The organism is Bradyrhizobium sp. 35 (assembly GCF_023073215.1).
In the GTDB taxonomy this organism is placed as follows: domain Bacteria; phylum Pseudomonadota; class Alphaproteobacteria; order Rhizobiales; family Xanthobacteraceae; genus Bradyrhizobium; species Bradyrhizobium canariense_D.
On sequence record NZ_JADPJC010000120.1, the window covers coordinates 50,438 to 64,541 of the forward strand.

Annotated in this window: 12 protein-coding genes; 7 read left to right on the forward strand and 5 right to left on the reverse strand. The window is 63.6% G+C overall.

The features are described from left to right. Positions 1–36: 36 nt before the first annotated feature. On the forward strand, positions 37–942 hold the full coding sequence (locus IVB36_RS25700) for a helix-turn-helix domain-containing protein (RefSeq protein WP_085359783.1): 906 nt from the start codon (positions 37–39) through the stop codon (positions 940–942). 360 nt (positions 943–1,302) lie between these two features. Next, entirely contained in the window at positions 1,303–1,914 is a 612-nt protein-coding gene (locus IVB36_RS25705) for an NYN domain-containing protein (protein ID WP_085350038.1), read from the forward strand. An 18-nt stretch (positions 1,915–1,932) separates the two neighbouring features. Here IVB36_RS25705 and pcaG read toward each other — a convergent pair whose 3' ends face one another. Both pcaG and pcaH read right to left on the reverse strand, forming a co-directional pair. Next, positions 1,933–2,559, reverse strand: coding sequence for a protocatechuate 3,4-dioxygenase subunit alpha (pcaG, locus tag IVB36_RS25710; protein ID WP_247372536.1), 627 nt, complete (start codon positions 2,557–2,559; stop codon positions 1,933–1,935). Positions 2,560–2,563: 4 nt separating this feature from the next. Beyond that, positions 2,564–3,352, reverse strand: a complete 789-nt coding sequence (gene pcaH / locus IVB36_RS25715) for a protocatechuate 3,4-dioxygenase subunit beta (RefSeq protein WP_247393393.1) — start codon at positions 3,350–3,352, stop codon at positions 2,564–2,566. A 95-nt stretch (positions 3,353–3,447) separates the two neighbouring features. Between pcaH and IVB36_RS25720 the strand changes: the two genes are divergently transcribed. The 3 genes from IVB36_RS25720 (at position 3,448) to IVB36_RS25730 (ending at position 7,302) form a co-directional block, all read left to right on the forward strand. Next, positions 3,448–4,392, forward strand: coding sequence for a LysR family transcriptional regulator (locus tag IVB36_RS25720; protein WP_162496296.1), 945 nt, complete (start codon positions 3,448–3,450; stop codon positions 4,390–4,392). A 51-nt stretch (positions 4,393–4,443) separates the two neighbouring features. Then, positions 4,444–5,748, forward strand: coding sequence for a nicotinate phosphoribosyltransferase (gene pncB, locus IVB36_RS25725; protein WP_247393396.1), 1,305 nt, complete (start codon positions 4,444–4,446; stop codon positions 5,746–5,748). 246 nt (positions 5,749–5,994) lie between these two features. Beyond that, the gene (locus IVB36_RS25730; RefSeq protein WP_085384371.1) at positions 5,995–7,302 is read left to right on the forward strand and encodes a GGDEF domain-containing protein; all 1,308 of its coding nucleotides are present in this window, start codon (positions 5,995–5,997) and stop codon (positions 7,300–7,302) included. Between the two features lie 14 nt (positions 7,303–7,316). On the opposite strand, the gene IVB36_RS25735 is transcribed toward IVB36_RS25730, so the two are convergent. Then, entirely contained in the window at positions 7,317–7,937 is a 621-nt protein-coding gene (locus IVB36_RS25735) for a TetR/AcrR family transcriptional regulator (protein ID WP_162496297.1), read from the reverse strand. A gap of 51 nt (positions 7,938–7,988) precedes the next feature. On the opposite strand from IVB36_RS25735, the gene IVB36_RS40570 reads away from it, so the two are divergent. After that, positions 7,989–8,255, forward strand: a complete 267-nt coding sequence (locus IVB36_RS40570) for a hypothetical protein (protein WP_345947073.1) — start codon at positions 7,989–7,991, stop codon at positions 8,253–8,255. A gap of 219 nt (positions 8,256–8,474) precedes the next feature. Continuing rightward, positions 8,475–11,879, forward strand: coding sequence for an acyl-[ACP]--phospholipid O-acyltransferase (locus tag IVB36_RS25740; RefSeq protein ID WP_247393397.1), 3,405 nt, complete (start codon positions 8,475–8,477; stop codon positions 11,877–11,879). Between the two features lie 72 nt (positions 11,880–11,951). Here IVB36_RS25740 and tcuB read toward each other — a convergent pair whose 3' ends face one another. Both tcuB and IVB36_RS25750 read right to left on the reverse strand, forming a co-directional pair. After that, positions 11,952–13,058, reverse strand: coding sequence for a tricarballylate utilization 4Fe-4S protein TcuB (gene tcuB / locus IVB36_RS25745; RefSeq protein WP_085384375.1), 1,107 nt, complete (start codon positions 13,056–13,058; stop codon positions 11,952–11,954). Between the two features lie 4 nt (positions 13,059–13,062). Continuing rightward, a complete protein-coding gene (locus IVB36_RS25750) occupies positions 13,063–14,091 on the reverse strand; it encodes an esterase (RefSeq protein ID WP_085384376.1) in 1,029 nt (342 codons plus the stop codon). Positions 14,092–14,104: the final 13 nt, after the last annotated feature.

The window sequence follows — 14,104 nt, forward strand, 5'->3', positions numbered from 1 at the left end:
CTCGGCACTTTCTTGCAGATTCAGCGCCGCTGACGGATGGAGGCTTTCGTCTTTGTCTTGTACTATTCGAACATGAGAAACCCAGCCCCCGCCCCGGCAATCCGGGTCTACAATTTGTTCGGCGAATCCGGTGATCTGCCCGATGTCGTGCATTGCGAGACGATAGCGTCGCGCTCGGTGCTGCACGATTGGACGCTCGCCGTGCACCGCCATGCCCGGCTGCACCAGGTGCTGCTGATCGAGCGCGGCGGCGGCGAAGCGACGCTCGACGGGCGCGTGGTGCAGCTGAAGCCGATGCAAATCGTCAACGTGCCCGTCGGCCACGTCCACGGCTTCCGTTTCGTGCCTGATACCCAGGGCTGGGTGCTGACCATCGCCGCGGAAATATTGGACGAAGCGCTGCTCGCCTCCGAAGGGCTGCGAGGTGCCTTGTCGCGCTCGGCCGTGATACGCGGCACGCCGCAGATTCGGACCACCATGAAGCAGATCTTTGCCGAACACGCCGCGCGCGATTTCGGCCGAGCGCATGTGCTGCGTGCACTTTCGGCGGCCATGATCGGGCTGGTGGCCCGCGCGCTCACCGGCGAGAGCGGTGGCAACGGCACGGCTGAAAGCGGACTATTCCGCCGCTTCGAGGCGCTGCTGGAACAGCATCATCTGGAACGCTGGAGCGTTGCGGACTATGCGAGCGCGCTGTCGATCACGCCGACCCATCTCAACCGTGTGACCCGGGCAGCAACCGGCGACACCGCCTCGCACCTGATCCTCAACCGGCTGATCCGCGAGGCGCGGCGCAACCTCGTCTACACCAATTTACCGGTCTCGACGATCGCCTATGCGCTTGGCTTCGAGGACCCCGCCTATTTCAGCCGGGTCTACGCCGCCGCCACGGGCGTGTCACCGCGGGCCTTTCGTGCCCAGCTTCATGGCGATGAAGGCTGACACACCGGCCGATCGATCAGCCGCGCCTGTGGTCGAAGGCCACGCTGGGAACCGCAATGGCCTTTGTTGCCAGCGCTGCCACTTAACCTTCGTATATGGGGCCCTATCCTTTGGATAGGCGCCCTTTACCTCAGTACAATTGAGTAGGGAATGCGCGCGCCTTAGCCTGGCTGCATTCGGCGCCCTGGCGCCGGTGGCATTGTATCCTCCCTAACCTGGGCGCAAGACGGCCGCCCCTGTCCGGTCGTCTGCGCTTCTTTTTCGGCAAGCCATCGGTGCCTTCAATGTTTTTCCGGCCGACACACCGCCCCCGGCGGTTGGACCGGCCACCTTTCGCGTACAACTGGAGATTTGTGCATAATGTCTTCGATTGAGAAGATCGCACTCTTTATCGATGGCTCCAATCTCCATGCCACCTCCAAGGCGCTCGGCTTCGACATCGACTACAGGCGACTGCTCGGCGAATTCCAAAGCCGAGGTGCGCTGTTGCGGGCCTTCTACTACACGACCGTCGTCGAGGATCAGGAGTATTCGTCAATCCGTCCGCTGATCGATTGGCTCGACTATAACGGATACACCGTCGTCACGAAACTCACGAAGGAATTCGTCGACGCCATCACCGGCCGCCGCAAGGTGAAGGGCAGCATGGATGTCGACCTCGCCGTAAATGCGATGGAGCTCGCCGAGCACGTCGATCAGATCGTGTTGTTCTCGGGCGATGGGAATTTTCGTTCGCTGGTGGAAGCCCTGCAACGCCTCGGTGTCCGCGTGACGGTCGTCTCCACACTCTCCACTCAGCCGGCCATGGTCGCTGACGAGCTGCGCCGACAGGCGGACATATTCATCGATTTGGCAGAACTGAAACCAAAAGTGGGGCGCGATCCGGCCAATAGGCCGGGATCGCGCGAGATGCGTCAGTCACCGCAATTCCACGCGCGCGTAGTGATCGATCGCAGTGACCAGGTGGAGTGAACCTTCGGGCGGCGGCTCTCAGACGTCGAAGAACATCGTCTCCTCCGGCCCCTGCAAATTGATCGTGAAAGCATACACGATCTTGGCGCCACGCTCGCTGCGCTTTGCGATCAACGTCGAACGTCGCACCGGCTGCTCGATCAGGCTGAGCACGGGGTCGGCGGCGTTCGCAGTCTCTTCATCGGAGAAATACAGCCGGGTGTTGAGCCCGATATTGATGCCACGCGCGACGATCCAGATGTTGACGTAAGGCGCGCATTTGCGGCCCGCCTTGTCGGTGATGGCCCCGGGCTTGATGGTCTCGAACGTCACCAGCGCGCTCTCGAAGTCGGAGCCGGCGCGGCCCCAGCCACGAAATTCCTCGTCGAGCGCGCCGGTCGACCGATCGGCCGGATGGTTGTAGCGGCCGGCCGCGTTCGCCTGCCAGATCTCCAACAGCACGTCACGCAGCGGCGTGCCGCTGCCGTCGAACACCTTGCCCTCCAGCGTGATGCGTTCGCCCTGCGTGTTCGGCGTCACCAGCACGTTGGAAAAGTTCTTCTCGAAGATGTCGAAGCCGGCCATCGCCGGGATCAGGCCGATATGGACGTAGGGCCCAGCGGTCTGCGAGGCGGTTTCCTTGAGGTAGTTGAGCGGCTGCGGCATGGACCTAGTTCCCTGCGGTGCGATTTTCAAAGTAAGTGGAGCGCTGGCCGCGCAAGACGATGTCGAAGCGGTAGGCGAGCGAGTCGAACGGGGTCGATACGTTGAGGTCGAGCGGCGCGATGAGGCGCTCCAGCGCATCCTTGTCCGGGATCGTCGTCAGGATTGGGCAGACCGGGATCAGGGGATCGCCCTCAAAGTACATCTGGGTGATCAGACGCTGTGCAAAGCCCGAGCCGAACACCGAGAAGTGGATGTGAGCGGGACGCCAGCTGTTGACGTAGTTGCGCCAGGGATAGGGTCCCGGCTTCACGGTGCGGAAATAATAGTAGCCGCTGTCGTCGGTCAGCGCGCGGCCGCAACCGCCGAAATTCGGATCGATCGGCGCCAGATACGTGTCCCTCTTGTGCCGGTAGCGGCCGCCGGCATTGGCTTGCCAGAACTCGACCAGCGTGTTCGGCACGCCGCGGCCGGTCTCATCCAGCACGCGGCCGTGGACGATGATGCGTTCGCCGACGGGATCGCCGTCCTTGGCGTAGTTGCGGATCAAATCATTGTCGAGCGGGCCGAGATCGTTGTGCCCGAACACCGGCCCCGTGATCTCCGAGACCGAGTTCTCAAGCGACAGCAACGCCTGGCGCGGCGAGCGCAGCACCGAGGATTTGTAGCCCGGCGCGTGCGCCGGCGGATGCATGGAACGGTCGCGCTGGAAGAAGCCGCCGTCACCGAGCGGCGGCGTGAACGGCTCGGGACGGTTGGGGCGGGATTCCCGCAAGGCTGGCGCCTGGGCATGCATCGGCGTTGTCTCTCCCTCTGGCGCTCCCGTTGGGGCGCACGGCTTATCGGGAGATGATGGCGCCGGCTATTCTCAAGATAAATAGATCGATTATAATGCATTCCATGAATAAAATCGATCATTTGGCGCTCGATGGCCACGCGCTTGAGCTGTTCCTGGCCGTGTTGGAAGAAGGTTCGGTGACGGCGGCCGCAACGCGGCTCGGCCTGACGCAATCCGCGGTCAGCCACGCCCTGAACAAGCTGCGGCGGATCGTCGGCGATCCGCTGTTTGCCAAATCCGGCCGCGGCATTGTGGCCACAGCGCACGCCCAGGCCCTGGCGGCAAAGGCGCGAGCGCTGATCGACGAGATGCGCAGCTTTGCCGGCGGCGTCACGTTCGAGCCGGCGAGCGCGCAGCTTTCGCTGACAATCGCCGCCAATGACTTCCAGCGCGACCTGCTGCTGCCGCGGTTCTTCGATCATGTCGCAGCGCAAGTGACGAGCCTGAACCTGCGCGTGATCCCCTCGCAGTCGCCCTCGCCGGCGATGCTGCGCGAAAACCGCTGCGATCTGCTGATCACGCCGCTGCCGCCATCCGGCGTGGACATCGTGCAGAAGCGCCTGCTGCAAGACCATTACGTTTGTTACTACGACCCCAAAGCGCGCGCGACGCCGGCTACGCGCGGCGCCTATCTCGCGGCGCGTCACGTCACGGTGGTCTACACTGACAATGAGCGGCTCGACTTCGATCGCCGGCTTGCAGCCAACGGCTTCCACCGCGACATCGCGATCTCCGTGCCGAGCTTCTCCGGCGTGCCGTCCTTCCTGCGTGGCTCGCAAATGCTGGCGAGCATGCCGAGCCTGCTGGCGACCGGCGTGATGCATGGCTTCGCCCAGGTGCGGATTCCGCTGGCCTCGCGCACGCGAACCCTGGCTGAGTTGCCGATGTTCATGGTCTGGCACCAGCGCTATCAGAAGGACCCCGCGCATCGCTGGATCAGAAGCCAACTCGAGACCGTGGCGGCGACGGCCTCGCACCCCGCCCCCGCGAAAACCTGATCCCCGTCAAACCCACTGGTTGCGCCGCGGCCGCCACGCTAGAATTCCCCCATGACAGTGACCGACATTGCGAGCCGGACCTACAATCACAGCTGGCGGCTGGATCCCATCATCCGCAGCCTGCTTGATACCGACTTCTACAAGCTATTGATGTTGCAAATGATTCGGGAAGCTTACCCGAATCAGCAGGTGACATTCTCGGTCATCAACCGATCGCGCCATGTCCGGCTCGCCGAAATCATCGACGAGGGCGAGCTGCGCGCCCAGCTCGACCACGCCCGCACCATCCGCTTCACCAAGAAAGAGCTGATCTGGCTTGCCGGTAACACTTTCTACGGCAAGACCCACATGTTCTCGGCGGACTTCATCCGCTGGCTCGCCGAATTCCGGCTGCCCGAATACGAGCTGCGCAAGGTCGAAGGCCAGTACGAGCTGCACTTCCACGGGCCGTGGAGCCATACCACGATGTGGGAAATTCCTGCGCTCGCCATCCTCAACGAATTGCGCTCGCGGGCGGCGATGAAGGGCCGCGGCCGCTTCGAGCTCGACGTGCTCTATGCCCGCGCGAAGGCCAAGCTGTGGACCAAGGTGGAACGCCTGCGCAAGCTGGATGGCCTCCGGCTCTCCGATTTCGGCACCCGTCGCCGCCATGGCTTCCTCTGGCAGCGCTGGTGCGTGGAGGCCGTGAAGGAAGGCCTGGGCCCGTCCTTCATCGGCACCTCCAACGTGCTACTCGCGATGGACAATGATCTCGAAGCCATCGGCACCAACGCCCATGAACTGCCGATGGTCGCGGCTGCGCTGGCCAAGGACGACGAGGAATTGCGCTGGGCGCCCTATCGCATCCTCGACCAGTGGCGCCAGACCTATGGCGGCAACCTCCTGATTGCGCTGCCCGACGCTTTTGGCACCAAGGCTTTCCTGCGCGATGCGCCGGAATGGGTTGCCGACTGGACCGGCTTCCGCCCCGACAGCGCGCCGTCGATTCAAGCCGGCGAGGAGATCATGAAATGGTGGGAGCAGAAGGGCCGCAATCCCAGGGACAAGCTGCTGGTGTTCTCCGACGCGATGGACGTGGGCTCGATCGAGGAGACCTACCACCACTTCGTCGGCCGGGTGCGGCTCTCCTTCGGCTGGGGCACCAATCTCACCAATGATTTCGTCGGCTGCACGCCGGACGGCTCGTTCAACCTCGATCCGATCTCGCTGGTCTGCAAGGTGTCGTCGGTGGACGGACGTCCGGCCGTCAAGCTTTCCGACAATCCCGAGAAGGCGACCGGCCTGCCTTCGGAGATCGAGCGCTATTTGCGCGTCTTCGGCGACGCCGGCCGCGTGCGCAAGCCGGTGCTGGTCTAGCGCCAGAGCAATCTATCTCCATCAAGTAAACCATCTGGGGCAAATGCGCGACATCAGCTCGCCGATGCCGCGTCAGTTCCGGGTCGACGGCATTTGCGACGATCTGCAAGCATCCACTTCACAACGCCTTCACCCTGCGACGCAGTCTCCTGGCATTTTCAAGTCGAGTTAAGCACCTTTCGCGCGTAATCCGCGTTATGAGCGGATCGCTCCGCTGGGGTCGTTGAGCGACTTGGGGAACGCATAGTGTTTCGCAGAACAGCGCCGTCAACGAAGGGACGAAGCTTCCTTCACGTCATCAAGCTCGTTTCGCCTTTCGTCACCGTCGTTCTGCTGCAGGCCGCGATCGCCGGATTCAGCCTGGAGGTGATGTCCTCGGTCCGCGCCTATGTCGCGGGCGAAGCGTTGTGGTCGCGCTCGCAGAAGAACGCCGTCTATTTCCTCAATCTCTATCTGCATTCGGGCGACGCCAGCCAGTTTGCGCAATATCAGACCTCGCTGGCCGTTCCCATCGGCGACGAGTTCGCGCGCTGGGCGCTCGAGCGCGATCCGGTCGACGTCGAGGCCGCCCGCATCGGCTTCCTGCAAGGCGGCAACCATCCCGATGACGTGCCGGGACTGATCTGGCTGTTTCGCTACTTCAAACAGGTCAGCTTTCTCAAGGAAGCGATCAGCGAGTGGGCTGCCACCGACCCCATGCTGCTGGAGCTGAGCGTTTTCGGCGAGGTCATCCGGTCAGAGTTGAAGAGCGGACCGGTTCAGGACGGCAACCGCCTGCAATTATTGTCGTCGCGGCTTTCGGAGCTCAACACTCAGTTCACGGTGCACGCCAAGCGGTTCTCCACCGTTCTCGGCGAAGGCTCGCGCGCCATCAAGATGACGCTGACTGGCGTCAATATCGTCACAGCCATGACGCTGATCCTGCTCCTGATCTGGCACACGCGGCGATTGGTGCTGCAACGACAGGCGTTTGAGGATGCCCTGCATGCCGAGAAGGAGCGCCTAGTCTGGCAGGCGTCGCACGACTGGCTGACCGGCTTGTCCAACCGGCGCGCGTTCGAGGCCCGCCTGCAAAGCGAGTTGGACGACACCGCGGCGGGTTCGCTGGGCCTGGTCCTGCTCGATCTCGACCAATTCAAGGACGTCAACGACAGCTGCGGTCATCTCGCCGGCGACCGCCTGCTCTGCCAGATCTCGCGTCTCCTGCAACAGGAACGACGGCCGCATGACCTGGTGGCCCGGCTTGGCGGTGACGAATTCGGCCTAATCCTTCCACAAAGCACGCCGTACGACGCCGTGGATATCGCCGAACGGCTGCGCCGGTCGCTCGAGCTATCCGTCTTCGCGTGGGACGATCGTTGCTTTGCAGTGACCGCCAGCATCGGCGTTGCCTGCATCACCGACGGCAACACCACGCTCGAGGACGCGATGCGGCGCGCGGATGCCGCCTGCTATCGCGCCAAGGAGAACGGACGCAACCGTGTTCAGGTCGACAACGGGACGACGGACGTCGTCGTCGTCACCTCGCGGCACCGCAAGGCCGCCAGCGCGTAGCAGCGCTCCACACTTTATCGTACTGGCACAATCCCGAGCCCTGCGAGATGCGCATCCAGAAACTGATCGACCTGCTGGCGCAGCATCTGCGGCGGCACGGCTACCATGCGTTCTTCGAGGCCGAGCGAGATGATCCCGTGCACGGCGGAAAACAGGGTGCGTGACAGCAGCGCGATCTGCACGTCGTCTGCATTCGGAAGCAGCCGCACCAGGGGTGGATGCATCAGCGCGAAGGCGTCCATCACCATCTGAAGGATGTCATCGGGGTAAGGGCGGTCGTCCTCCATCCGATGTTCGAACAGCGAGCGCAGCAGATTGGCGTGCTCCGCAAAAAATTCGAGGTAGGTCGCGGCCAGCCCGTAGAGCTGGCGAACGGGATCCTCGGCGGGAACCTGGCCCAGCCGCACCGTCAGCTCCTTAACGGTCTCCCGATTCACGGTCAGGATCACCCCGTCGAAGTCGCCGAACTCGTTGTAGACGCTCCCAACCGAGCAGCCTGCGGCGTCCGCAACATCCCGGACTTTCAACGATTTCAGCCCCTTAGTCGCGATAATGCTGCGAGCGATCTCCACGATCTGCTGCCGCCGGCGAGATTTTTTTCGGTCTCGCAACGATTCGTCTTGAACATTGTTCATTTTCAAGGTACTCATTTGAACAATGTTCAAATTAACCTGGAGATCTGCAAAATGCAAACCCTCGCTGTTGATATCGCCTCCACCTTCGTCGATGACGCCACAGCTCTCGTGACCGGATCTGGCCGCGCCCTCCTGCGGTTCGCGACGGGGCCGATCGATCGCATTGCAAATGCCTGCGACATTGCCGGCGTCCTGACCGAGCGCCGCGTGACCTTCCCGATGTGGCGGGCCAACCGCGACCGCGCCCGTCATGAGGGCCGCCGCATTAGCCTGCTCGGCCGCCTCTCGCCCTTTCGCCGCCTTGCCCACCTTACCTGAGGCGCGCACGCCTCCTTGCCGGGGCGTGATAGAGCCGCGACCAGCCATTTGCGAACCAAACGTCGCCACGCGGAGACCAACAGGATCCGAAGGTAAAGGCGCAGAGCAGGCCGGGGCGATCGTTCGTCAACCCGCAAATGCCCGTCGCATCTCCTCGGGTCCCGACGCCCATCCGACAATGAAACAACCTCAGACAGCGTTTCCAAAACAGGACTAGTCATGATCAGGGATTTGATGTCGTCACGCCGCTTCGCGCCGCTGTTCTGGGCGCAATTCTTCTCGGCGCTGAACGACAACGTGCTCAAGAACGCACTCGTCATCATCCTGCTTTACAGTGCCGCGACCGGCCACGGTGATGCGCTGGTGACGGTCGCGGGCGCGGTGTTCATCTTCCCCTATTTCATCCTGTCCGGGCTCGGCGGCCAGCTCGCCGACAAATACGTCAAATCCCTCGTCGCAAGGCGGCTCAAATTCGCCGAGATCTTTGCCGCGGGCTTTGCCGCGGCCGGCTTCTTCCTGCACTCGGTGCCGCTGCTGTTCGCAGCGCTCGCACTGTTCGGCGCCATCGCCGCGCTGTTCGGACCCGTGAAATACGCGATGCTGCCGGACCAGCTCGAGCTCGGCGAGCTCGCGACCGGCAACGCGCTGGTCGAAGGCGCGACCTTCATGGCCATCCTGCTCGGCACCGTTGCCGGTGGCCAGTTCGTGGCCGGCTCCGCGCATATGGGCTGGGTCGCATCGGCCGTGGTCGTGCTGGCCCTGCTGTCCTGGACCTTCGCCTCCCGCATTCCCGCGACGACGCCGTCTGCACCCGATCTGCCGGTCAACGCCAATCCTTGGACCTCGACGCTCGGCCTGTTGAAGACGCTGCACGCCGACCACCGGCTGTGGGACGGCACCGTGATCGTCTCCTGGTTCTGGCTGGTGGGCGCCATCGTGCTCTCGCTGCTGCCGGCGCTGGTCAAGGAGGTCATCGGCGGCACCGAGGGCGTGGTGACGTTGTGTCTCGCGAGCTTCGCAATCGGCATCGCCATCGGCTCGCTGTTCGCCGCGAATCTGAGCCACGTTCGACCAAACCTCGCGCTGGTGCCGATCGGCGCCGTCATGATGGGGTTTGCCGGCATCGACCTCGCTTGGGCGATCGGCGTGACCGCCAAGGGCCAGGACATCACTGCTGCCGACTTCGCAACTTCGTTCGCGGGCCTGCGCATGCTGCTCGACTTCGTCGCCTTCGCATTCGGCGGCGGGCTGTTCGTCGTTCCGTCCTTCGCCGCCGTCCAGGCCTGGTCGGCCCCCTCCGAGCGCGCCCGCATTATCGCCGCCGGCAACGTGCTGCAGGCCGCCTTCATGGTGGCCGGATCGCTGTTCGTCGCGCTGTTGCAGGCCGGCGGATTGCACATCGGCTGGATCTTCTTTGGCCTCGGCGTCATCAGCTTCGGCGCAGTCTGGTTCGTGCTGACCAAGTGGGGCAAGGAAGGCGTGCGCGACTTTGGCGGGCTGCTGTTCCGCGCGCTGTTCCGCACCGAGGTCCGCGGGCTGGAGAACCTGCCGCCTGCTGGCACGCGCATGCTGATCGCGCCCAATCATGTCAGCCTGATCGACGGCCCGCTCCTGCACGCCGTGCTGCCGATCGACGCGAGCTTCGCGGTTGATACCGGCATCGCCAAGGCCTGGTGGGCCAAGCCGTTCCTGCGGGTGGTCAAGCACTACACCATGGACCCCACCAAGCCGCTGGCGGCGCGCGACCTCATCAAGCTCGTCGCCGCCGGAGAGCCAGTGGTGATTTTCCCGGAAGGACGCATCACTGTTTCCGGCTCGCTGATGAAGGTCTATGACGGCACCGCGATGATCGCGGACAAGGCCGACGCGGTCGTCGTCCCGGTCCGCATCGAAGGCGCCCAACGCTCGCATCTCAGCTATCTCAACGGCAGCCAGATCAAGCGCTCGTGGTTTCCGCGGGTGACCGTCACCATCCTGCCGCCGGTCAAGCTACCGGTCGACGCGGCGCTCAAGGGCAAGGCGCGCCGCAATGCCGCGGGCGCAGCACTTCAGGACGTGATGATCGACGCCATGGTGAAGAACGCCATGCTCGATCACACCCTGTTCGAGGCGCTCGGACACGCCTATCGCGACCGCGACACCGGCAAGGTCATCGTCGAGGACGCGCTCGGCACCAAGCTGACCTATCGCAAGCTGATCCTTGGCGCGCAGGTCTTGAGCCGGAAGCTGGAGAACGGCACCGCCATCGGTGAAAATGTCGGCGTGCTGCTGCCGAATTCCGCAGGCGTCGCCGTGGTCTTCATGGCGCTGCAAAACATCGGCCGGGTGCCGGCGATGCTCAACTTCTCGGCCGGCCCGGTTAACGTGCTCGCCGCCATGAAGGCCGCACAGGTCAAGACCGTGCTGACGTCGAAGGCCTTCATCGAGAAGGGCAAGCTCGACAAGCTGATGGCGGCGGTCTCCGCGGAAGTCGGCGTCGTCTATCTCGAGGATGTCCGGGCCTCGATCGGCACGGCCGACAAGATCAAGGGTCTGCTCGCCGGTACTACGCCGCGCGTCGTCCGCCAGGCGAGCGATCCGGCCGTCGTGCTGTTCACGTCGGGCTCGGAAGGCACCCCCAAGGGCGTTGTGCTATCCCACCGCAATATCCTTGCGAACGCCGCACAGGCGCTGGCGCGGGTCGATGCCAACGCCAATGATAAGGTGTTCAACGTGCTGCCGGTGTTCCACTCCTTCGGGCTGACCGGTGGAATGATGATGCCGCTGCTCGCGGGCATTCCGATCTACATGTACCCCTCGCCGCTGCACTACCGGATCGTGCCCGAGCTGATCTACCAGACCGGAGCCACGATCCTGTTCGGCACCGACACATTCCTCACGGGCTATGCACGCTCGGCCCATGCCTACGACTTCCGCACCTTGCGCCTGGTGATCGCCGGCGCGGAGGCGGTCAAGGATCGCACCCGGCAGGTCTTCATGGAGCGTTACGGCATCCGCATCCTCGAAGGCTATGGCGTCACCGAGACGGCACCGGTGCTGGCGATGAACACGCCGATGGCCAATCGTCCAGGCACGGTCGGCCGCCTGTCGCCGCTGATGGAAAGCCGCCTCGACCCGGTCCCCGGCATCGAGGAAGGCGGACGCCTGTCGGTGCACGGACCCAACGTGATGCTCGGATACTTGCGGGCCGAAAATCCCGGCGTGCTCGAACCGCTCGCCGACGGCTGGCACGACACCGGCGACATCGTGGCGATCGACCCGGCCGGCTTCATCACCATCAAGGGTCGCGCCAAGCGCTTTGCCAAGATCGCCGGCGAAATGGTCTCGCTGTCGGCGGTCGAGAACATCGCGGCAACGCTGTGGCCGCAGGCCGGTTCAGTCGCCGTGTCGATCCCGGACCAGCGAAAGGGCGAGCGCATCGTGTTGCTGACGACGGAGAAGAACGCCGAGCGCAGCGCCATGCAAGGCCACGCCAAGGCGATCGGCGCGTCCGAGTTGACCGTTCCCGCTGCGATCATGGTGGTCGACAAGGTGCCACTGCTCGGGACCGGCAAGACCGACTACGTCACGGCAACGACGATGGCCCGCGAGCAGGCGTCTGGACCAGAGCGCGAGGTGGCATAAGAGAGATGCACGAGGCGCCTCAATCAGGCGAGGCGCGGTGCTCCGATCGGCCGCTTCCGCGCCGCCTGAATCTCAAGAACCGGCTTCTCCGCGTCGCTCCTGCGCATAACGCACCAGCGCCGCGAAGCGATAGATGCCGTGCACGAACTTGCCGTAGGGCATGGTGATGAACAGCGCGAACACTGCACCTAAATGGAGTGCCAGCAGCGGTCCCATGGCGGCAGTCTCCCGCAGAATCAGAAGCAGCATGCCGGTGAACCCGGTCAGGAACAGCATGGCGATGAAGCCGACATCCATGCCGTAGCGCTGCTCGTCGAGCAGCGCCGGATCGCGCCGCATCTTGGCGACGAACAGCCCGATCGGCCCGATGATCAGGCCGATGCCGCCGAGCGTGCCGAGAACCACCGGCAGATCCCACCACGGATACGGCGCCTCGCGGCCGAGCAGATAGTGATACAGCGTTGCGACCGAGGTCGCGGCGAAGCAGAGCAGGAAGCCGTAGAAGGTCAGGTGATGGAAAAGCTTGCGCCGGTCGGTCGGCTTGTCATCCTCATTGTAGCAGCCGACGCCGCCACCATGGAGGTAGCGCAGCTCACCAGCGTCGCGCATCGCCTGAAAGATCGAGCCGCCGTCCGCACGGCCGCCGATCGGCGGGCCGATATCCCGCCAGAAGGCACGCACGCTCATCACCAGCGCGAAAATCGCATAAAGGAAGGCGGCGCTGAACAACGCTGCCATCGCGTTGTGCGGCATCAACTTGTAGAACGCGCCGGGGCCAGTGTGCACGCCAAACAGCACGCTGCGGTCGTTTAGGGCAGCGAAGCCGAGTATGAAGGCGGCCATGCTGAGCGCGGCGACGATGCTGATGACGAGACCATTGCGGGCGAAGGCACCGGACAGCGCCTGCGGCCAGGCATAGGTCGCATAGGATTCCGCGCGCGCGATCGCCAGCGTCTGCGGGACGTTGACGTTGAATTCGTGCGGCGGCGAGAACTGGCAGTCGACGTAGCAGGCGCCGCAGCCATGGCAGAGATTGGCGAGATAATTGAGGTCGCCGTCGGAGAAGGCGCGGCGCATCTCCATGGCGGGAAAAACCGCGCAAAGGCCTTCGCAGTAACGGCAGGAATTGCAGACCGTCATCAGGCGGTCGCCTTCATCCAAAATTCTGCTTCCGTGCATGGCTTTACTTCGTCAGGCCTTTGCCCTCGAGCCATTTCTGGATCAGGGCCGCGACCTCGAGATTGTTCTTGTCCATCATCACCATATGCGAATTGCCCTTGATGCCTGTCTGCGGGAGATCGATGATGTCGACGCTGCCGCCGGCCGCCTTGATGGCGTCCGCAAAGGCGATGCCGTTGGCGCGGATCTTGGGCCAGCGCGAATCGCGCTCGATATAGTCGCCGTAGATGATGAGGGTCGGGATGTTCTTCAGCACATCCGCTTTGGCGGGATCGCCGATGCCGGCCGGCTCGATCGCAATCAGCGCCTTGACCTTGTCAGGGCGGGCTTGCGCGACCTTGAAGCCGAAGGTGCCGGCCTGGCTGTGGAACAGAAGCACCGAGGGGCCGACGCGATCGATCTCAGCGATATAGGCGGCGATGGTCGCATCGTCGGTCGTGGTCCAGCGCGGTACGTTCTGCTTGACGAAATTCTCGTAACCCTCGACGGGGAACTGGTTGCCCGGCAACAATTTTCGCTTGGCGGGATCGGGATCGTACGAGTTCGGCCCATCGCCGATGCGGAAACGCTCGAACGGGTTGGCCGTGGTCAGGAAGACCGGCTCGCCTTTGAAGATATCGGGATATTGCGCCCAGCCCGCGCGTCCGCGCTCTACTGCGTCGGAGTTATAGACCCCCCACCCCATGCGTAGAAAATAATTCAGCCAGCCTTCGCGTCCGTCAGGCGTGGTCTCGTAGGTGACGCCGGTCAGTCCGCCGCCATGCCACATCAGCAAAGGATAGGCACCCTTCTCGTTTGCCGGCAGGAAATACTGAACATACATCTGCTCGACCTGATACGTGCCGTTGGGATCAACCTTGGCCGGCACTCCGCCGGGCGCGAACACGACCTCCCTCACCGGCTTGCCCGAGATTTCGACAAGACGGCCACCGACATGGAACGAGCCCATGTCTCGCAGCGTGATCGGCTCGGCCGCGTGGGCGTAGCCGACGGTCAGCAGCGCCGCGATCGAAGCAATGGCAATGCGTGACATGGTTCCTCCCTCG